This window comes from Pimelobacter simplex (assembly GCF_024662235.1).
GTDB lineage: Bacteria > Actinomycetota > Actinomycetes > Propionibacteriales > Nocardioidaceae > Nocardioides.
Window position 1 is genome coordinate 4174783 of record NZ_CP096276.1, and the last position, 21663, is coordinate 4196445.

Sequence of the window (21663 nt, forward strand, 5' to 3'; positions counted from 1 at the left end):
CTCAGCCGCCCTGTCCCGCCGCCGCGCCCTGCCCCACGAACAGCGCGCCGGCCCAGTCGACGCCATCGATCCCGGGTCCGCCGACGACGACGGCCCGGCCCACCGGGTGCGCCGCCGCGGCGCTCTGCTGCCAACCGATCCGGTGGAGCACCCCGTCGGGCGTGGCCCACGAGAGTGCCGTCCGGGTCGCGACCATGCCGCGCACGGTGGCCGGGTCGAAGCCCGGCACCCGTCCCGACGCGACGTAGCGCTCCGTCCCGACGATGCCGCTCTCCGGGTTGAAGTAGCGGTAGTAGAGCAGGGACGAGCCGGAGCGCGTGAAGTAGAGGCGGCCGCGGTCGTAGAACATCCCGGTCATGGCGACCAGGTCCGCGCGCCACGAGGCCAGGGGCACGATCGCGTCGGCGGTCGCCACCGCCTCCGCCGTCCCGTACGACGTCCCGTCGAACGAGCGCCGCGTGAACGTGCCGTCGCGGCTGCCGGTGTAGAGCTGGCTCCCGAGCATGAAGGCCCCGCCGACGCTCGCCCAGTCCGGTCCGCCGGCCGGTGCGGTGGCCCCGCGGTAGAGCGGTCCGGCCTGCACCGGCGTCCCCCAGCTCGGGTACGACGTCCCGCCGGTGCCGAAGCGCGCGATCCGGTCGCGCTGCTGCCCGCCGATCTCGTCGGTGTCCGAGGCGACCCACAGCCCGGCGGTGGTGACGAGGAAGTCGAAGACACCGACCCCCTTGGTGCGGCCCGGGTCCCACGAGAACGGCAGCCCGTTGCTGGGGCTGAGCGCCGCGATGCCGTCGCGACGCACCGCGCCCGGTCCGGCGCTGTTGCTGCCGTAGGAGTTGTTGAACCAGCGCTGGTGGCCGCCGACGTACACCGCGGACGGGGTCACCTCCAGCGCGGTGATCGTGTCGCCGCCGGTCCGCGAGACCCACGACGGGACGGCGTCGGCGGCGTTCTGGTTCTCGAAGCGGGCGACCGCGTCGCACGGTCCCCTCGCCCCGGAGGGCCCTCCGCTCGCGGCCACGACGAAGTAGGAGCCGTCGGGCGAGAAGTCCACGTCGCGGATGTAGCTGTAGTAGTGCCGACTGCAGTTGGGCACGTAGAACCGCGTGCGCAGCGGCGCCGGCCGGGCCTTGCGGCGGCCCAGGTCCACGACGAACAGCTGGTGGTTGCGCACGTGCTGCAGCGAGCGGAAGTTGCCGATCGCCACGAGCCGCCGCTGGTTGGGGCTGATGTCGATCTTGACGACCGTGGTCGTGCCCAGACCGCCGCGCTGCCGGCCGCGGACCGCGAGCCCGAAGTACTTCCGGGCCACGCCCGTGCGTGCCTTGAGCGTGGCGAGCGCCTTCTGGTTGCGGCCCCCGATGGTGGAGAACGAGCCGGCCACCCACAGGCGCCCGCGCTGGAGCCGCAGGTCGCGCACCGAGGCGTCGATCCGGCCGGCGTTGAACCGGCGGACCACGCGACCGTTGGTGACGACGAGCTGGGCCAGCCGGGCCCGGCGCTGGCCGCCGATGGTGGTGAAGTCGCCCCCGGCGTAGACGGTCCCGTTCGGGCCGGCCCGGACGACCAGCACGGCCCGGTTGGGGTCGGGGTGGAAGGCCGGGCTGATCCGCCCGGTGACGGCGTCGAAGGCGAGCAGCCCGTGCCGGCGCAGCGTCACCGTGCCGCCGGCGTCGCGGGCCCGCGTGAACGAGCCGCCCACCACGATCGTGCGGCCGACCTGGACCACGGAGAGCACCTGGCCGTCGAGGATGGAGGGGGTTCCTGAGGCAGGGACCGCGACGACCAGGCGCCCACCGGGCTCGGTACCGGCGTCGGCGGCCGGTACGGCCGTCAGCACCACACTCAGTGCGGAGCACCAGACGGCGACGAAGCGGAGCAGCGCGGACACCCTGACACGCTCCCTCCTGCTCCCGGCACCGACGCCGGATCAGGCGACAGTAGGCCGGTGCTCCGGACCCCGGTCGGCGCGCGGCGATAGTCACCCAAAATTGGTGAGTCCCCAGAACCCCCATCCCACGGACGCTTTGCTGCATGACGTCCACCGCGGGACCGGCGGACCGTTCGGGCCGGGTTGCGTGCCGATGCTTCGTCGTCGGCGTTGCCGGCCTGCCCTTGTGGTGGGTCCTCGGCGTCGCCTCGCTCGTGCCGCTGGCGATGGTGCTGCCACTGGGGTGGGACCTGTGGCGGCGCCGGCGGGTCGTCGTACCGCCGGGGTTCGGGTGGTGGCTGCTGTTCCTCGGCTGGGTGCTCCTCGGCATCGGCACCCTGTGGGCGACCGCGCCCGGCGCGGTGGCCGACGGCGGCACCGGCCGGCTCATGGTGTTCGGCTACCGCTTCGGCTGGTACGTCGCCTGCACGGTCGTGCTCGTGTGGCTCGGCAACATCCCCGCCCGCCTGCTGTCCGACCACGTCGTGCACCGCGTCGTGGCCTGGATCTTCGTGGTCGCGGTGGCCGGCGGCGTGGTCGGCCTGATCGCTCCCGACCTCGAGCTGACCACGCTGGCGGAGACGCTGCTGCCCGGTGCGCTGCGGGGCAACGGCTTCGTCAGCACGCTGGTCTCGGCGCAGGCCTCGGAGCTGCAACAGGTGCTCGGTGGCCTCCCCCAACCGCGCCCCAAGGCGCCGTTCCCGTTCACCAACACGTGGGGCAGCGCGATCTCGCTGAGCCTGGTGTTCCTGGTCGCGCTGCTGGTCGGCTCCCGGCGCCGGTGGCGCTGGCTGGCCGCACCGCTGCTCGCGATCGCCGCCGTCCCCATCGTGCTCAGCCTCAACCGCGGGCTGTGGCTGGCGGTCGGCGCGAGCTGCGTGGGCTTCCTCGTCCTGCTCGCCGTACGACGCCACCACCTCGCGCTCGTCACGCTGGTCGCGGCCGTGGTGCTCGGCGGCGTGGTCGCGACGAGCACCCCGCTCGGCGCGACCGTCAACGAGCGCCTGGACCACCCCCACAGCAACGACCGGCGCTCCCAGCTCCTCGTCGCGACCGTCGACTCCATGACGAACGGCTCCCCGGTGGTCGGCTTCGGCGGGACGCGCAACGTGCAGGGCTCCTTCGCCTCGATCGCGGGAGGGGCGACCCCGGCCTGCCCGGCGTGCGGCGTACCGCCCCTGGGGACGCAGGGGCAGCTCTGGCTGGTGCTGTTCTCGCAGGGCTGGGTCGGGGCGCTGTTCTTCCTGTCGTTCTTCGTCCAGGCCCTGCGCCGGACCTGGCGATGTCGCACGATCAACGAGACGGTCGCGACCTTCGCCGTCGGCATCTTCCTGCTGCAGCTGTCGGTCTACGACACCCTCGGCCTGCCGATGATGCTGGTGATGGTGGCGATCGGCCTGGCCTGGCGCGAGCAGCGCACCGGGCAGCCGCTGCGGCTGCCGAGCCGGCGGTCCTGGGTGCTCGTGGCGAGCGTCGCGCTGCTCGGCGGCGTCCTCGCGGCGGCCACGCCCTCCGGCGGCGACCCGCGGTGGCGCAGCACCGTCACGGTCGCCCTCACGCCGTCGCCGACCTACCTCGACATCGGGGACGCCGCCCGCGAGGCCGACAACGGCGGGGTGGACGTGCGCCCACCGGCACCGGCCACCGTCGACACCGAGGCGGCGCTGCTGAGCTCCGAACGACCACTGACGCTCGCCGGCGACCGGGTCGGGATCACCCCGGCCGCGCTGCGCAGCGACATCTCCGTCGCCGCGCCCCCGCTCTCGACCGTGCTCGAGGTGACCCTCACGACGCCCCGGTCCGCCGACCCGGTGGCGGCCGCGCAGGCCGTCGCCGACGAGTACCTCGCCGAGCGGACGCGCTTCCTGGAGCGGCGTCGTACCGACCTGGTGGCGCGGCTGAACGAGGAGCTCGCCGCCATCGACCCGACCGATCCGGCCTGGGCGGCCACGCGCACGTACCTGCGGGCGGCGATCGACAACCTGACCACCCACCGGCCCGCCGCGGGCTCCGTCATCCGGGTCGGTCCGGCGACCCCGGTCGGCGCCGGGCACGGCGTCCGGATCACCAGCGGCATCGGCATCGGCGTGCTGGTCGGCCTCGCCTGGTTCCGGCTCCGGAGGCGACCGTGGGAGTGAGCGGACGACCGCGCGACGTCTGGACCCGCCTGGTGATCGACCCGCTGACCGATCCCCTGGCCCGGGGCCTCGCGCGGCACCGCGCGGTGACGCCCAACCGGGTCACCGCGGTCGCCGGCGTCCTCGGGATCGCGGCTGCCGCCTGCCTCGCGACGGGGCGGCTGCGGACCGGCGGCGCGCTCTTCCTGCTGCGCTTCCTCGCCGACTGCCTCGACGGCAAGATCGCCCGCCTGCAGGGCACCAGCTCGCCGCGCGGGGCCCTGCTCGACGTGGCCACCGACGTGCTCTGCGTCAGCGCGGCGTACGCCGCCCTCGCGGGCTGGGCGATCACCCACGACCGGGCCTCCCCGGCACTCGCCGTCGCGATGCTCGGCGCGCTCGCCTGCTACGGCTGGAGCCTCGCCCAGCGCAAGCACCTCGCCGACGCCGCCGGCCTCGGCGACGGGGGCTCGCGGCTCATCGACCGCACCGACCTGCCGCTGCTGGATCCGTGGCTGCGCCTGTGCCGGCGGCTGAACATGAGCCCGGTGCCGTGGGCGGTCGAGTGCGAGACGCTCGTGCTCGGGCTGCTCCCCCTCGTGGGCGGACCGCGGTTCCTCGCGCTCGGTCTCGGGCTCGGCCTCGCGTTCTACGTCGTCGCCACCCTCGTCAACCTGCGCCGGATGTGGCGGATCGCCGGCCTCACACCCCCCGAGGAGCCGCTCGTGCTGCCCGACGTCGATGTCGTCATCGCCACCCACGACCGCCCGGTGCTCGTCCGCGAGGCGATCGCCGCCGTACGCGACCAGGACTACGCGGGACGCGTCCGCGTCATCGTCGTCTTCGACCGCTCCGCGCCGGACCCCACCCTCGTCAGCGACGACCCACGGCGTCCCGTCGACGTCGTCGCCAACGAGCGCAGCCCCGGCCTGGCCGGAGCCCGCAACACCGGCATCATGGCCGGAACCGCCGAGCTGGTGGGCTTCTGCGACGACGACGACCTCTGGCTGCCCGGCAAGCTCGACGGCCAGGTGCGCGCCCTCATGACCGGCGGCCCACCCACGTGCGTCACCGGCATCGAGATCGCGTACGACGGCACGCTCACCCCGCGCGTCCCGGCTCCCGCGGACCTCGAGCTGCGCCACCTCGTGCGCCGCCGGGTGATGGAGGCGCACCCCTCCACGGTCGTCGTACGACGGGACGCGCTGCTGACCCGGATCGGCCTGGTCGACGAGGAGATCCCCGGCAGCTACGGCGAGGACTTCGACTGGATGATCCGCGCCGCCGGAGCGGGCGGCTTCCACCTCGTCGCCACCCCCCTGGTCCGGGTGCGCTGGGGCGGCTCGCAGTTCTCCCGGCAGTGGGCCACGATCGTCGAGGCGATCGACTACGGCCTGGCCAAGCACCCCGCCTTCCACGAGGACCGCCGGGCCCTGGCCCGGCTGCTCGGGCGCAAGGCCTTCGCCCTCGCCGCCCTGGGCCGCCCCGACGCCCTCCGCTGGGCCGGCCGGACCGCACGTACCTGGCCCCGCGAACCCCGTGCCTACCTCGCCGCAGCGGTCGCGCTGCACCTCGTCAGCGCCGATCGGCTCCTCGACCTTGCTCATCGTCGCGGCCACGGGATCTGACGCTTTCGCCGCTCCCCCATTTGGGGGGCGAGATTGCCCCCTGCCCGCATTCCTTTGGAAAGGTCCCCTCCCGACGCAGGAACAGGGAGGTGACGTCGTGGAGTACGTCCGAACACACAAGATTCGAAGGATCTCACTGATCGCAGCCCTCGCTGCGGTCGTGATCGGTGGACTGGCCCTGGTGCCGTCCGCCATGTCGAGCAAGTCGGCGGGACGGTTCCCCGCCGGGACCTTCGAGAGCCACCAGGACGGGTTCGCCGGTGTCGGCGCCAGTCGGGTGAAGCTCTCGGGCAAGGGTGCCGGACGGCACCAGTCGCGGGCCCTCGTGGTCCGCACCGTCCACCGGGGCCCCGCCGTGGCCCGCAGCAGCGTGCGCTTTGGGGGGGCGCACGCCGCCGGCACCAAGTACGTCGTCCGGGCCTGGGTGCGCGCCACGTCGGCTCGCCCCGTCGCGCTCCGGGTCCGTGAGGTGACCAAGGGCAACGGCGTGCAGATGCGCGCCACCCGCGTGGTCGCCCAGCCCGGCACCTGGACCCCGGTGAAGGTCCAGATCACCGCGAAGAAGCGGGCCTCGGCGCTGACGCTGCGCTTCCGCGCCCCGTCGCTGCCGGTCGGCGAGCGGATCCTGGTGGACGACCTCCGGGTCGCCCCGGTCGTGTCCGCCAACACCACCGACGCGAACGGCACCGGTGGCGAGGGTGCCGCCGGTCAGCTGTCCAACGGCTGCGGCCGCACCAAGCGGGGCATCCCGACGTGCAGCGGCAGCACGTACGTCGGCGCGGCGCACGGGTCCAACACGGACCCGGCCACGCTGGAGAAGCAGGTCGGCGGCCGCCTCGGCGTCCGGCGTACCTACTACACCTCGACCGGGGTCGACAAGGCCGTCAAGACCGCGCAGGCCGACCTCGCGGCCGGCCGGCTGCCGTGGATCAGCTTCAAGCTGCCCTACTCGTGGTCCGACATGGTCGCCGGTCGCGGTGACGCCTGGGCCAAGGACATCGCCCGCAAGCTGTCCGCGCTCAACGGCCCGGTCTGGGTCGCGTTCCACCACGAGCCCGAGGGCGATGGCGACATCCAGCTCTGGCGCAAGATGCAGGAGCGGCTCGCGCCGATCGTCCGCAGCAACGCCTCCAACGTGGCGTTCACCGTCGTGATGACCGGCTGGAACGAGTTCTTCGGCGAGACGAAGTACCGCCTCTCCGAGATCTGGCCGCGGGGCGTCAAGATCGATGTCGCCGGGTTCGACATCTACCAGCAGTACGGCGTGGTGAAGAACGGCAAGACCACCACCAAGTGGACGAGCTTCGCCGACTACTACAACCGGATCTCCACCTGGGCGCGCTCGGCCGGCGTCGCGTGGGGTCTGGCCGAGACCGGTGTCACCGACACCGCCGCGGCCGCTCGCCCGTCCGAGATCTCGGACGCGGTGAACCTGATGGAGCAGTACGGCGGCATCGCCTACAGCTACTTCGACAGCGCGCTCAACAGCGTCGCTCCGTGGGTGCTGGGGACCGATGCGAAGCGCAAGGCGTTCGCCCGGGCACTGGCGGACTCCCCGACGCTCCGCTGAGCCCGACGCCTCACCCGCAGAGGCGCTCCAGCGCGATCAGCGTCTGGAGCGCCCGCGGGGCGAGGTGCTCGCCGCCCGGTGCGTCCAGCAGCCGCAGGTACCGGGTGAGGATCGCCACCAGGTAGAGCAGGCTGTGCACGTGCGGCTCGCCCCCCAGGCTCCGGTCTGAGTACGACGCGAGCGCGAGCGCCCGGACCACCGCGTCCGGTGACGTCGGGGTGCCGAGGTTGAGCGCGTTGACGACGTAGTGCAGGGCATCGAGGCCGGTGGGGACACCGGTCTCGAAGCGTTCCCAGTCCCACAGCAGGACCTTCGAGCCGGTGATCGCCATGTTCCACGGCGTCCAGTCGCCGTGCCAGGCGCCGAAGGCGACCAGCCGGTGACCCGTCACGGTCGCCACCCGCTCCATCGCCCGGCCCAGCCGCCCCCGCATGACGGGGTCCGCGAGCTCGCCGGCCACCTGCCACTGCCGGCGCCACCAGTCGGACGAGGCGAGCTCGCCGTCGGTCAGCCCGAACCGCGAGGCCAGCTCGCCCATCGCCTCCTCGGGCGGCGTCCAGGAGCGCCGGTGCCGGGCCCACGGCGACGGCGCGAGCGGCCGGGTCAGCAGCACCGGCCGGCCCTCCCACGACGTCCGGGCGATCAGCTCCGGCGGGATGACGTACTGGTAGCGGTGCGCGGTCACCGCGGCGAGCGCCCGGCCCTCCGCGGCCACGTCGGCGCAGGTGTTCTCGGTCCAGCCGACCTTGGCGAACGCGCGACAGGTGCCGTCGGCGTCGAACACCTGGAGCACCGGCTTGCGGTTGACCCGCGCGGTGCCGATGCTCAGGCTGAAGGTCACCGGCGTGCCGAGCACCGCCGAGAGGTGGTCGGCCAGACCGTGGTCGCCGCCGCGCACCTCCACCCGGTGCCGCAGCAGCGCCGGCACGGCGCGCACGGCGGCGCCGGCCGCGACCCGGCTGGTCGAGTCCCACCAGCTCGACCCGGCACTGACCCGGCGCAGCGAGGCGGCGGCCGCCGAGGGCGGGTCGACGGGCACGAGCACCGTCGGGACCGCGCCCCGGTGGACGACGGCGAAGCGGGCGCGCACGGGGCGGCCGTCGGCAGGCGCTCCGGCGTCCACCGTCTCGGCCCCCGGCCACAGGTCCGCGGCGACGGAGAGCAGGTCCTCAGACATCACGGCACCCACGTCACGCCGCCCGCACGCAGGCGAAGAGGTGGCGGCCGTAGTTGTCCTCGTACGGCGGCACCGCGTCCTGGTCCGGGCCGAGGTCGAGCACCTCGTCGAAGGTGGTGTGCTCGAGCAGGAACTCCCGGATGTACGTGGGATCCCAGCCGCGCAGCGACTTGCGGAACCAGCGTTCGTGCTCCTGGCCGGTGTCGAGGAAGAGCACCCGGCCGGTCGCCTGGTCGAGCAGCCGGACCAGCTCGACGGCGTCGCAGCTCCCGCGGCCCAGCACGAAGTGGTGGAGCAGGCTGAAGCACGACACGACATCCCAGGTCTCGTGGGAGCCGCGGAGCAGCGCGACGGCGTCGCCGGTCCGGATCCGCGCGGGGTCCAGGCCGTAGACGATCCGGCCGAGCGTGGCGCCGAGCGGGTCGCGCTCGATCCCCTCGGCGTCGAGGCCGAGGTCGCCGAGGTGCCGGACGAACCAGCCGTAGCAGCTGGCCACGTCGAGATAGCTCCCGGCGAGCTGGTCGCGCCCGCGCAGGAACGACTCCATCGCCTCGAGCCGGTCGACGCAGCAGCGCACGGTGGGCCAGCGCGCCTCCAGCTCGGGCGCGACGACCGGCTGGTAGAGCTCACGGCCGCCGTCGAGCCACGACATCGCCCGGAGCAGGTCCTGCAGCGGCGTGGTGATCGCACCGCGCCGTACCCGCACGGGGAGCGAGGACAGGCCCGCGGCCGCGGCGAGCGCGACCCGGTGGTGACCGTCGAGGACCTGGAGGCAGTCCGAGTCCGCCACCGGTACGGCGAGCACCGGCTGTCCCGGCGGCGAGTGCAGCGCGCCGGTCGGCAGGTCCACCGGCTCGCCCGCCGCGCGGGCCAGGAACGACCGCGCCTGCGCGACGACGCCGGCCTCGTCGGTGGCGCCGAAGAAGCGGCCGGTGCGGCGTACGCACACCCGCGCCATCCGCCCGTACGACGACGCGAGGATCGCCGCGTCCGGCACGGCGCCCGGTCCTCCCGCGGCGGCGAGGCCGAGCAGCGCCGTGTGCGGGCCGTCGACCACCCGCCGGGAGGGCCAGAGGGGGTCGCCGAGGGCGCTGGCGAAGGCGGCGGCGGTCATGCCGTTCTGGCCGCCGAGCAGCAGCCGGTCGAGCGGCACCTCACGCAAGCCCGGGTGCCACCGGGTGATCCGGGCCAGCCGGTGCCGGGCGGGCGCGGAGAGCAGGTCGGTCATCGCAGAGATTCCTCTCGCCAGTGGGGCACCCGGCCCAGGTAGGCGGCCAGTGCCGCATCGGGTGCTTCGAAGTGGTGGCGGAGCGTGGCCGCCAGGTCCGGGGGCAGCGGCGTGCCGGGCCGCTCGTTCCAGCGGCCGACCTCGGCCGGGCGGTGCACGGGGAGCCCGAGCCGGCGCTGGAGGTCGACGTAGACCTCGACCGGATCGGCGAACAGCGCGTCGGCGTCGACCACGTGCACGCGCGAGCGCCCGAGCGCGGCGACGTACCGGTCGATCTGGGCGGCGTAGTCGCCGCGCTGCAGGTAGGCGTGGTGCCGGTGCGCGAAGCTCGTCGCCCCCGGGTCGGCGGCGAGCAGCTCGGTCTGGCCGGCGGTCCGCTCGGCCTCCCGCGCCACCGCGTCCGCGAACGACAGCGTGTCGAAGCCCCGGGCGCTCTCGTGCCGGTGCGCGGAGTACGCGCGGGTCACCGGGTCGCGCACCATCACGACCACCTGGCACTCCGGCAGGTCGCGCGCGATCCGCTCGGCGGCGAGCGGGTGGAAGAGGTAGTAGCCGCTGCACTCGAAGGCGATCCGGCCGCGGGCGGTGCGGCGCAGCGGGAAGTGCGCGCGGTACCAGCGCCGGCCGTTCCCGTAGCCGTCGTCGAAGTAGCCCGTCCCCTTGTCGACGGTGGGCCTGCACAGCGCCGGGTGCTCGCTGAGCAGCCGGAAGAGCGTGGTGGTGCCGGCGCGCTGGGCGCCGACGACCAGGAGGCCCGGCTCCTGGCGCAGGTCCGCGGTCACCAGGCCCCAGGCGAGCAGCCCCGCGCGCGCCGTACGGCGCAGGGGCGGGGGCAGCCGGCGGCGCAGGCGGCCCGCGGCCTGGCGGATCATGCCGCCACCGCCAGCCGGCGCCGGGACCGGAAGCCGGTGACGAAGACGTCGACGGCGAGCCGGGTCCGCAGCCGCCACACCACGGCGGCGTACCCGAGGCCGGCGACGGCGGTGGCCACCAGCCAGCCGATCGGCGAGAGACCGGCCACGAGGGCCAGCAGCGCGACCGGCACCCCGACGCACCCGATGGGGAGCGCGGCGGCGAGGACCAGGTCGGCGACCGGCAGCCGCAGCCCGATGTCGGCGCGGAGCTGGAGCACCGCGAGCACGCAGCGCACCACGACCGCGATCACCCAGGCCACGGCCGCCCCGGCGATGCCGATCCGCGGCACGAGCAGCAGGCACAGGCCGACGTCGAGGGCGAGCGCGACCAACGTGTTGGCCAGGCTCAGGCCGCTGCGCCCGGTCATCAGCAGGAGGGTGTCCACCGGGCCCGACGCGACGGCGAGGAGCATGCCGGCCGCCATCACCACGGCGACGACGACCGCCTCCCCCTTCGTGTAAGACGCACCGAACCACCCCAGGTAGGCGGCCGGAGCGGCCGCGACGGCGAGGTAGACGGGCCAGGCGAGCAGCACGCTCCAGCAGGTGCTCACCCCGAACACCCGGGAGACCAGTGCCGGGGCGTCGTCCGCCTCGGTCGCGAGGATCATCGTGAAGCGCGGCTGCACGACGGACGAGACGGCCTGGTTGGCGAGCTGGCCGAAGACCACGAACCGGGTCGCCACGGTGTAGACCGCCGCATCCGTGGGCGAGAGCAGCCACGCGACGAGCACGATGTCGAGCCGCTGCACGCCGACCTGCGCGATCCGGGCGATCGCCCGCGGGGCGGTGAAGCGCCAGTAGTCCCGGCGGCCGACCACGGCGTCGTCGCGCGCGGCACCGGCACCGGCGCCGCGCCGGCCACGGCCGACCACGTGGCGCAGCGAGCCGAGCGCGAGCACCGCGCTGACGGCGTACGCCGCGCCCCAGGCGGCGGCGAGACCCGCACCGGGCAGGTGCAGCAGGATCGCCACCGCGACGAACGCGATCTGCACGGCGGGGCGCACGATCCGGTCGATGAGCACGGTCGCGCGGAAGAGTGCGTGGGCCCGGACGGCCGCCAGGCAAAGGTCGGTGGCGGCGGCGAGCGGGAGCGCCCACATCAGCGCCCGGGCGTCCGGCCACCACAGCCCGAGGGCGAGCGCCAGCAGCACCGCCGTCGCCAGGACCGGGACCGCGGCCGTGCGCACAAGGGCCCGGACGGCCTCCGGCCGGTCGTCGCGCAGCACGAAGCGCGCGAGTCCCGTGTCGGTCCCGAGGCCGGCCGCCGCGAGCGCGACGAGGAAGACCGCAGTGACCGCGAAGAACCGGCCGGCCGTGTCCGGCGTGACGCTGCGGGTCACGACGAGGACGAGGCCGAACCCGGCGAGGGTGCTGAGGACCGCACCGGCCAGGGTGGCCGCGCTCCCGCGCGCGACCGCCCGCAGGTGCCGGCGTTCCCCAGCGACCTCCTTCACGCGTCCACCCCCAGCAGGCCCACGACCTGCGTGTCCGTGCCGGCCGCCGCGGCGACGACCTCGTCGATCTCGGAGCGCCGGCACCGGCCGGGACGGACCTCGATCAGCACGGCCGTCGAGGCCGCGAGCAGCGCCCGGCCCACCGCCGTACCGAAGCCGGGCGAGCGGACCAGGACGAGGTCGGCGTGCTTGGCGAGCTCGGCCAGGCTGCGGCCCATCTCGGCCGACGCCGCGAGGTCGCCGAAGGCCGCCGGGTCCACCGCCGCGGTGCTGTCGTCGGCGAGCGGCCGCAACCGGCTGCGGAAGTGGCCGTCCTCCACCAGGACGTCGTCCACGACGGCCTCCTGGAGCACGAGGCTCGCCATCGCGGCGACATCGTCGGGACGGGTCAGGTCCACGCTCACGACCTCGTAGCGGGCGCGCGCGAAGGACTCCACGAGCACCGCGAACGTCAGCGCCTTGTCGCGCGCGGGTGGCGCGACGGTCACGACCGGCGGCCGGTCCGAGCCGGCAGCGAGCACCACGGATCGCGCGTGGGCGATCACGTCGCTGTCGGCCCGGACCGGGGCCCGGAGGACGCCGAGGGGCGTGGGTCCCGCATCCGCGAGATCCTCGAGCCGCCGTACGACGTCGGGCGCGATGCGCCCGGACCGGACCACCACCACGGACAGGGTCAGCAGCAGCGCCAGGACTCCCCCCAGGAGCCCCGCGCGCATCGGGCTGGCCCACGGTCCGGGTGCCGTCAGCTGTCCCGGCGTGACCACCTGGCCGGGGTCGAGGCCTACGGCCTGGACCGCGGCCAGCTGGGCGCGCAGCGAGCTGATCTGGACGATCAGCTCCTGCGCCTGCTGGTCGAGCGGACCGCGCCGCGGGTCACCGGACCCGAGCAGGTCGAGCTTCTTGACGGTCGCGTTGCGCTCGCTCTCGCGCAGCTTGACCAGCGCTTCGAGGCGCGAGGTCCGGTCGGCGATCGCGGCGACCGTGCGGGACCTGCGGTAGTCCAGGTAGACCTTGGCGAAGGCGGATGCGCGCGCGACCGCGGTCGCGTCGTCCGGCCCCCGCGCGGTGATGTCGAGCAGCTGGGTGTTGGGCGGCACGTCGACCTTGATCGCCGCGAGCAGGTCGGCCGGCGTACCGGACTCCTTCAGCGTGGTCAGGACGGTACGGGCGACCGCGTCCGACTGCAGGAGCTGGGCCTCGGTCTCGAGGTTGACCAGGTCGTCGCCGCGTCCGCCAGGGCTGTAGGCGTTGCCCTCCGACGGGTGCAGCATGATCACCGCGGTCGCGGTGTGCTGGTGGTCGCGCTGCCGCGCCCACATGGTTCCGACCCCCGCGCCGAGAACGGAGGCGGTGACGGCGGCGACCGCGGCGACCGCGACGAACCGCGGGGTGACCCTACGGAGCTGGCCCATGACACCTCCCCATCCCGACGACCGGCTCGTCGGATCGCCTCATCATGAGCGCGTCTCCCGGCTCCCGGAGGGCCCGTGCGGGGATACCCCCAATTTGTGGGAAGCCTGCGACCGCGAGCCGCGGAAAGCCCCTAGGGATGGGGGAATCCTGCCCAATATCGGTCATGCCCGCGCCAGGAGCGGTTGACACGATCGCAGGGCCCTCGGGACCGGGGGCCGTGCGAGTGCGGGGATGGGTGATGCACATGTTTTCAGCCAGGATCAGTCGGCATCAACCGGTCCCCGGCCGGCTGCGGCGTCATGTCGCATGGCTGCTCGTCCCCATCACGGCAGCCGTGATGCTCGTCTCCGCACTCGCGCCACTACCGTTCCTCACGCCCGCCGCGCAGGCCGCGCCGGGCGCGGTCGACTTCGTCGCCTCGACGAGCACCGACGGCAACCGCACCGCACACACCGTGCGGGTCCCGGCCGCCGCCCAGACCGGTGACGTGCTCGTCCTGGCCCTCACCACCAACTCGTCGACCAGCACGATCGCCGACCTGTCCGGGTGGCAGCTCCTCGCCAGCCGCGACGGCAACGGCGTGCGCAGCCGGCTCTGGAGCCGGATCGCCACGGCCGGCGACCCGAACGCCAACGTCACCGTCACGACGAGCGCCGCGGCCAAGTCGGTGATCGCGGTGAGCGTCTACCGCAGCACCGGCGCCTCTCCGTCGGTGACCGCGGTCGCCGGTGGCACGGACGCGTCCGGCACCACCCACGTCGCGCCGGCGATCCCGGTCGCCGCGGCGGGCTCCTGGGTGCTGGGCTACTGGTCGGAGAAGTCCTCGACCGACACCACCTGGACCCTGCCCGCCGGGACGACGTCCCGCGGCACCGACGCGACCACCGGCAGCGGCAAGGTCAGCGCCGCGTGGGGAGACTCCGGCGCAGCCGTCGCCACCGGCACGGCCGCCGCCCGCACCGCCACCACCAGCACGACGGCGTCCCGCTCGGCGACGTTCTCCGTCGTCATCAGTCCCGGCGACCTCACCGACAACGCGCCGACCGCCGCGTTCACCGCGAGCTGCAACGCGCTCGTCTGCGCGTTCGACGCGTCCGGCTCCGACGACCCGGACGGCGACACCCTGACCTACGCCTGGACCTTCGGCGACGGCGGCACCGGGACCGGGCGCACGCCCAGCCACACCTACGCCTCGGCCGGGCAGCGCACGGTCACCCTGACCGTCAGCGACGGCAGCCACCAGGACTCGACGACCCGCCAGGTCAACCCCGACACCGCCGTCACCTCCGGTCAGATCACCTATGTCGGCTCGGCGAGCACCGCCGGCAACCGGCCCGGTCACTCGGTGACGATCCCCGCCTCCGTCGAACCCGGCGACCGGCTCCTCCTCTTCCTCACCACCAACTCCACCGCGACCGCGATCGACAACCTCGACGGCTGGACGCAGCTCCAAACCCGCGACGGCAACGGCATCCGCGGGCGCGCGTGGACGCGCAGCGCGACGGCGGCCGACGCCGGCCGGACCGTGACCGTCACGACCGGCAGCACCTACGTGAAGTCCGTGCTGACGGTGGCCGCCTACCGCAGCACCGGCACGGCCGTGGTCGGGGCGTCCGCCCTGGGGGGTGCGGACGCCTCGGCCACCAGCCACACCACGCCGGCCGTCACCGCGGCCCACGCGAACTCGTGGCTGGTCAGCCTGTGGAGCGAGAAGTCCTCCACCGACACCACGTGGAGCCTGCCGGCCGGTACGCCGACGCGCACCCAGGCCGCCGCCACCGGCACCGGCAAGGTCAGCGGCATCCTCGGCGACTCCGCGGGCGCCGTGCCCGTCGGCCCGCTCGCCGGCAGGACCGCGACGACGAGCACCTCGGTCTCGCGCTCGATGCTCTTCTCGATCGTGCTCGACCCGGGCACCGACGCGACCGGCACCAACGAGCCGCCCGTCGCGGAGTTCTCGACGGGGTGCGCGGGCCTGACCTGCGAGATGGACGCCGCCCACTCGTTCGACCCGGACAAGGACGCGCTCACCTACAGCTGGACCTTCGGCGACGGCCAGACCGGGACCGGCGTCAACCCGTCCCACACCTACGCCACCCCCGGCACCCGGACCGTGACCCTGACCGTCAACGACGGCAACGGCCACACCGACCAGGCGACGAGCAGCGCGACCGCGGTGCCCGCGGACCCGCCTCCGGGCCACACCGCGCTGGTTCCCGACACCCCGCGCACCAACCAGCCCACCATCACCGACGGTGAGATCTGGGACATCGAGGTCGTCGGCAACCGGGTCTACATCGCGGGCACCTTCACCTCGATCCGCCAGCCCAACAACGGCGCGGTGATCAACCAGGCCGGGCTGGCGGCGTACAACTGGAGCACGGGGCAGGTCGACACCGCCTTCCGGCCGACGTTCACCAACGGCGGCGTGGACGCGGTCGAGGCCTCGCCCGACGGCACCAAGCTCTACATCTCCGGCAACTTCGGCACGGTCAACGGCCAGGCCAAGAAGGCCATCGCCCGGATCGATCCCGCCACCGGTGCGCCGATCGCGGGCTTCACCGCCAACGCCAACGGCAAGGTCAACGAGCTCGCGGTCACCAACTCCACCGTGTACGCCGGCGGCCGGTTCACCACCATCAACAACGTGCCGCGCAGTGCCCTCGCCGCCGTCGACGGCGTCACCGGAGCGGTCCGCACGGACTTCGTCCTCAACATCACCGGCGGCATCGGCACCAACGGCGAGCTCGCGGTGCAGCGGCTCAAGCTGAGCCACGACGAGGGCCGGCTGCTGGTCGTGCACACCGGCCGCCAGGTCAACGGCCAGAACCGCTACGGCGTCGCGATCATCAACACGCGCACCAACAAGCTGACGCCGTGGAAGAGCACGCTGTGGGAGGACAACCTCCAGTTCGTCGGCGGCATCCAGCGCGCCTACGGCGGCGACATCGGACCGGACGACTCCTACTTCGTCGTCACCAGCGGCTCCGGCGGCGACCGCCCGCCGATCAACGACACCGTCATCGCGTTCAAGCTCGACAACGACAGCAACGCCCAGCCGATGTGGATCTCGCGGCACTTCGACTCCGTGTACTCCGTCGCGGCGACCGAGGCCGGCATCTACATCGGCGGCCACTTCCAGTGGGCCGAGTCGGCGACGGCGCCGAAGCCGTGGCCGGGCCTGGACGACGTCGGCTACGGCACCGGGCAGGGGCTGTCGGCGTACGCGTTGGGCGACACGGTGGTCAAGCGCTTCCACCTCGCCGCGCTCGACCCCACGGACGGCCACGGGCTCGAGTGGTTCGCGCCGTCGAACTCCTACGAGGGCGACAAGCACATCGAGGCGACCTCGCGCGGTCTGTTCGTCGGGGGTGACGGCAACACCAAGGGCGGCTACAACGTCGGCCGCATCGCGTTCTTCGACTTCGCCAACGTGCCCGCGCAGAACGGCACCCAGACGGTGATCAGCACCCCGATCGAGGGCCGGATCGAGCCCGTCGACGAGCCCTACGAGATCACCGGCACGGCCACCGCGGCGTCCGGGATCAACCGGGTCGAGATCGAGGTCATGGACCGCAACACCAACCGCTACCTCAACGACGACCTGACCACCTGGGGCAGCACGACGAGCAACACGATCAACGCCACCCTCGACCCCGGCACCGGTACGTCGCGCACCTGGCGGCTCCCGCTCACGATGACCGCCAACCGCGAGCTCCTGGTGCGCGCCCGCGCGGTCGCGACCAACGGCACCGCGGACAACACCAAGGCCACGAAGAAGTACGAGACCTTCGGCACGAGCGACCGGACGCCGACGACCAGCATCACCGGACCGCCGAGCCCGCTGAGCCAGCTGACGTTCACGATCACCGGATCCGCCGCCGACGACATCGGCGTCAACGGGGTCAGCTTCACGCTGCGCGACAGCCAGAACCGCTACCTCCAGGACGACGGCACGGTGTCGGGCACCTACCACACCTTCCAGGTGACCCCGGACGTCGTCGGCGCGACCAGCACGACCTGGTCCTACGAGGTCACGGTCCCCTACGAGGACGAGTGGTGGGCGCAGGCCCGGTCCAGCGACACCGCGGGCCAGTCCTCGCTCGACACCGCCGACCGGCGCTGGATCGTGACCGAGAACGGCCAGCCGCCGTCGGTCTCGATCGCCCAGCCGGCCACCATGGTGCCGCCGACCACCGCCCAGCCGGTGACGGTGACCCCCGGCCAGCCGCTGACCTTCTCGGGATCGGCGAACGACGACCAGGCGCTCAACAAGGTCTCGATCACGCTGCGCAACAACTCGACCGGCGAGCGCCTCGCGGCCGACGGATCGTGGGGCACCAACGTGATCGCCGGGTCCTACCGGGTCTCGCCGGTCAACCTCAACCAGGCGAGCTACAACTGGAGCTACACGACGCCGTTCAACCTGAGCCCCGGGTCCTACTCGTTCACGGTCAGCGCCGAGGACCAGATCGGCCTCACCACGTCGTCGAGCAACCAGGGCCGGCTCACGCTCAACGCCACCATCCCCGGTGACAACCCGCCGAACGCCACCATCACGCCGACCGGGACGATCACCGGCCAGCAGGTGCTGCTGCTGAACCTGGCCGGCAACGCCACCGACGACAAGGGCGTGGCGCGGGTCGGCGTGGCCGTGCGCGACGCGGACACCAGCCGCTACCTCCAGCCCAACGGCACGATGTCGGCGTCCTTCGCCACGCTCGACGCCACCCTGGCCAACCCGGGGGCGACGAGCACCGGCTGGACGCTCAACGTCGCGCTGCCGACACAGGGCGACTGGAACGTCGCGGCGTACGCCTGGGACAACGCCGGGCAGCAGGACCCGTCGACGAACGGCGCCACCGCGCGCTACCCGATCTACCCGGGCGACCAGCCGCCGGTGATGAACGAGGCGCTGCTCAGCCCGACCGAGGGGACCGAGTTCCCCGACGGCAAGATCTTCGTCAGCGGCCGCGCCGAGGACGACCAGGCGATGCAGGAGGTCGACGTCGCGATCGTCAACGCGGCCGGCCAGTACATGAGCTCGTCGGGCACGTTCATCAGCACCAGCGCCAGCTGGCGCACGGCGTTCCTCAACAGCCCCGGCACACCCGGCTCGAACTTCTCCTACACGACGCCGGTGATCCCGGCCGGGGCCTACACCGTCCGGGTGCGGGCGATCGACCAGCACAACTTCGTCAGCGTGATCTACGAGCGCCACGCGACCGTCACGCACCCGCCCAACAACCCGCCGGTGGCCAGCTTCACGGTCAGCTGCACCAACAACGTCTGCGCCTTCGACGCCCGCGGCTCGACCGACGAGAACGCCGCCACGCTGACCTACTCGTGGGCCTTCGGCAACGGCAGCGGCAGCGGACCGGTCCCGACCCGGACCTACACCGCCCCCGGCACCTTCACGGTGGTCCTCACCGCCCGCGACGAGTGGGGAGACGTCGGCACCGCGACGCAGACCGTCACGATCACCACGCCGCCCGGCAACCGGGCCCCGGTCGCGGTGCTCAACCCGCCCGCCTGCTCGAACCTGTCGTGCAACTTCTCCGCGGTCGGCTCGGCCGACCCGGACACCGGCGACACGATCTCCTACCGCTGGCAGTGGGGCGACGGGACGGCCGACTCGACGTCGACCTCGCCGGCGCACACCTTCCCGGCCGCCGGCACCTACCCGGTCCGGCTGATCGTCACCGACGGCTGGGGCGCCGCGACGACCACGACCCGGTCGGTCACCGTTCCGTAAGGTTGTCAGCGACATCCAATTGTGGTGAAGATGCTCGACAAGTCGGGCTCAAAACCCAAAAATTAGGGACGTTCCGGCGTTCCGGGTGCACTCCCGCGAGTGCCGCGCATAATCGGCTGCATGGCGAGTCCGCATCCGGATCGTCAGTCCCGTCACCAGCGCACGGTGAACTCTCGGGCGGTCACTCGACGACGGTCCTTTACCCAGATCGGGGCAAGCGCGCCCCCACAAAGTCAGCACTGGCCGGCCGGCCAGGGGCTCTCCCGCCTCGCACGTCCCTCGCCCCTCGGGTGGACGCTGCTGCTGACCGCCCTGATGCTGCACCCGTACGCCGTCCTGCTCCTGCAGAGCCCGACCCTCGACCCGATGGCCGCGGCGGGTGGCGTGTGCATGGTGCTCGCCGAGCTCGTCCTGCTCGGCAGCGCGCAGGTGCTGACGTTCGACGCCCGCATCGACCCGAACCTGATGCGCTCGAGGCTCGCGGCCGCAGCCGCGCTCGTCGCGGTCCAGGACCTGCCGCTCATCGTGTGGGCCCTCGCCGACCCGAGCCAGACCGGGCAGACCTACCGCCTCTCGCTCGGCCAGTTCGTCACGTTGGCCGCGGTCCTGGCGCTCGTCGCGCACGGCGCCCGCGGCACCCGGCTGCCCCGCATGAACCCGATGGCCACCGGGCTGCTGCTCGGCCTCCTGGTGCTGGGCGTGCGGCTCACGCTGATCCTGACCGGCTTCTCGGCGTACCTCGACATCCACCGGCCCCTCGACATGGTCATGATCACCGCGACCGCCGGGCTCATCGTCCTGATGTTCATCCAGCTCGTGCGCTCGCCGCTGCCGCACTGGGCGGCGCTGCGGGTCGGGACCGGGATCGTGCTGCTGTTCGTGGCCCGGCTGTGGGCGAGCATCCTCGAGGCACCGACGCCACCGCCGATCACGGTCATCGCCCTGGTCCTGTGCAACGCGCTGATCCTGACCACGGTGAACAGCCTGCTGTTCGCCACCCTGACCGACACCCGGGACCGCGAGTCCCTCCTGCTGCACCGGGCCGCCGTCGCCGAGGCCACCGTGCAGCACGACCGCGAGGTCGTGCACGAGGTCCGCGCCGCGACCGCCGGCATCGTCGCCGGGGTGCACCTGCTGGCCAGCGACCAGGTCCCACCCGGGCCACGTCGCGACGCCCTGCAGCGGATGGTCGACGTCGAGGCCGAACGGCTGCGCCGGCGGGTCGCCGACGAGCCCGAGGAGAGCGTCGCCCACCTCTCGGTCGACGACCTGGTCGAGCCGCTCGTCATCGCCCAGGAGGCCCTGGGCCACCGGGTCACCTGGCGTCCCGGCGGGCTGCACGTCGTCGGCCGGCACGACGGGATCACCGAGGTCCTCAACATCCTGCTCACCAATGCCCACCGGCACGCGCACGGCACCGCGACCACGGTCGCCTCCCGCGTCGTCGGGCGCGACGTCGAGATCCGGGTCTCCGACCACGGGCCGGGGATCGACCCCGCCCTGCGCTACCACCTCTTCCAGTGGGGCGCCCGCGGCACCTTCTCGACAGGCCAGGGCATCGGCCTGCAACGCGCCCACCGACTGATGCTCGAGCTCGGTGGCTCCCTGCGGCTCGGCTCCGGCCGGCCCGATCGCGGTGCCACCTTCGTGGTCACCCTTCCGCACGCAGACACCGATGCCGACGTCGCCGCTCCCGCGCGTCCGCTTCGCCTCAGCTCCTCGGGCGAGCGAACGACGGGAATGGCTGGATGAACGGATCGCCTCACCGCCCGATGCGGATCACCATCATCGACGACCACGCACTGTTCGCCGAGTCCGTGGCCTTCACCCTCGAGGCCGAGGGCTACCTCGTCCGGCGGATCGACCTCGCCGACCACCACACCACGCTCGCCACGGTGCTCGCCGCGGCCGCCCGCAACGCACCCCGCATGGTGCTGCTCGACCTCAGCCTCGGCAGGCTCGGCGACGGCATGCGGCTCATCGCTCCCCTCAGCGCGACCGGTGCGGCCGTCATCGTGATCACCGGGAGCGTCGACCGCTCCCGGTGGGGCGAAGCGGTACGCCACGGCGCCAAGGCCGTCCTGCTCAAGACCTGTCCGCTGAGCGAGGTCATCGCGACCGTACGACGGGTCCGCGACGGGCTTCCCCTGATGACACCGGAGGAACGGGCCGCACTGATCGAGGTCGCACTGCACGACCGCGACGAGCTGCGCGACCTCCGCTCCCGGCTCGAACGGCTGACCCGCCGCGAGTCCGAGGTCCTCGGCGCCCTCATGACCGGCGCCCAGGTGCGGGAGATCGCGCGGTCCAGCGTGGTCTCCGAGGCGACCGTGCGCTCGCAGGTGAAGTCGATCCTCGCCAAGCTCGAGATGAGCTCGCAGATCGCCGCCGTGGGTGCGGCGTTCAAGGTCGGCTGGCACCCGCCCGAGCACTGACGCGGGGGCCGGAACGCCTGTCCCTATGCCGCATTTGGGGCA

General features: G+C 73.3%; 12 protein-coding genes. 6 read left to right on the forward strand and 6 right to left on the reverse strand.

Going from position 1 to position 21663, the window contains the following annotated elements; all coding sequences use genetic code 11:
• Position 1 precedes the first annotated feature (1 nt).
• Positions 2 to 1888: a hypothetical protein gene (locus M0M48_RS20595; RefSeq protein WP_257752554.1), complete on the reverse strand. Its 1887-nt coding sequence runs from the start codon at positions 1886 to 1888 to the stop codon at positions 2 to 4.
• Positions 1889 to 2031: 143 nt separating this feature from the next.
• Between M0M48_RS20595 and M0M48_RS20600 the strand changes: the two genes are divergently transcribed.
• From M0M48_RS20600 to M0M48_RS20610, 3 genes are all read left to right on the forward strand, one after another.
• Positions 2032 to 4065 (forward strand): hypothetical protein, encoded by a 2034-nt coding sequence (locus tag M0M48_RS20600; protein ID WP_257752555.1) that lies wholly within the window; start codon positions 2032 to 2034, stop codon positions 4063 to 4065.
• Entirely contained in the window at positions 4062 to 5672 is a 1611-nt protein-coding gene (locus tag M0M48_RS20605; protein WP_257752556.1) for a glycosyltransferase, read from the forward strand. Before M0M48_RS20600 ends, M0M48_RS20605 begins: the two co-directional genes overlap by 4 nt.
• A gap of 160 nt (positions 5673 to 5832) precedes the next feature.
• Entirely contained in the window at positions 5833 to 7242 is a 1410-nt protein-coding gene (locus M0M48_RS20610) for a carbohydrate binding domain-containing protein (RefSeq protein WP_257752557.1), read from the forward strand.
• A 10-nt stretch (positions 7243 to 7252) separates the two neighbouring features.
• On the opposite strand, the gene M0M48_RS20615 is transcribed toward M0M48_RS20610, so the two are convergent.
• Genes M0M48_RS20615 through M0M48_RS20635 form a run of 5 tightly spaced genes read right to left on the reverse strand, consistent with a single transcriptional unit; the run spans position 7253 to position 13430 of the window.
• Entirely contained in the window at positions 7253 to 8419 is a 1167-nt protein-coding gene (locus M0M48_RS20615; RefSeq protein ID WP_215812744.1) for a hypothetical protein, read from the reverse strand.
• A 13-nt stretch (positions 8420 to 8432) separates the two neighbouring features.
• Positions 8433 to 9647 carry a class I SAM-dependent methyltransferase gene (locus tag M0M48_RS20620; RefSeq protein ID WP_257752558.1) on the reverse strand — a complete coding sequence of 405 codons (1215 nt, stop codon included), beginning with the start codon at positions 9645 to 9647 and terminating at the stop codon, positions 8433 to 8435.
• Positions 9644 to 10519, reverse strand: coding sequence for a sulfotransferase family protein (locus M0M48_RS20625; protein ID WP_257752559.1), 876 nt, complete (start codon positions 10517 to 10519; stop codon positions 9644 to 9646). The genes M0M48_RS20620 and M0M48_RS20625 overlap by 4 nt, the downstream gene beginning before the upstream one ends.
• Positions 10516 to 12018 carry a polysaccharide biosynthesis C-terminal domain-containing protein gene (locus M0M48_RS20630; protein WP_257752560.1) on the reverse strand — a complete coding sequence of 501 codons (1503 nt, stop codon included), beginning with the start codon at positions 12016 to 12018 and terminating at the stop codon, positions 10516 to 10518. Before M0M48_RS20630 ends, M0M48_RS20625 begins: the two co-directional genes overlap by 4 nt.
• Entirely contained in the window at positions 12015 to 13430 is a 1416-nt protein-coding gene (locus M0M48_RS20635; protein ID WP_257752561.1) for a hypothetical protein, read from the reverse strand. The genes M0M48_RS20630 and M0M48_RS20635 overlap by 4 nt, the downstream gene beginning before the upstream one ends.
• A gap of 338 nt (positions 13431 to 13768) precedes the next feature.
• On the opposite strand from M0M48_RS20635, the gene M0M48_RS20640 reads away from it, so the two are divergent.
• The 3 genes from M0M48_RS20640 (at position 13769) to M0M48_RS20650 (ending at position 21621) form a co-directional block, all read left to right on the forward strand.
• Complete coding sequence (locus M0M48_RS20640) at positions 13769 to 19186, forward strand: PKD domain-containing protein (protein WP_257752562.1); 5418 nt, start codon at positions 13769 to 13771, stop codon at positions 19184 to 19186.
• Between the two features lie 315 nt (positions 19187 to 19501).
• On the forward strand, positions 19502 to 20938 hold the full coding sequence (locus M0M48_RS20645) for a sensor histidine kinase (RefSeq protein WP_257752563.1): 1437 nt from the start codon (positions 19502 to 19504) through the stop codon (positions 20936 to 20938).
• Positions 20935 to 21621 carry a response regulator gene (locus tag M0M48_RS20650; RefSeq protein WP_215812738.1) on the forward strand — a complete coding sequence of 229 codons (687 nt, stop codon included), beginning with the start codon at positions 20935 to 20937 and terminating at the stop codon, positions 21619 to 21621. Before M0M48_RS20645 ends, M0M48_RS20650 begins: the two co-directional genes overlap by 4 nt.
• The last annotated feature ends 42 nt before the right edge of the window (positions 21622 to 21663 follow it).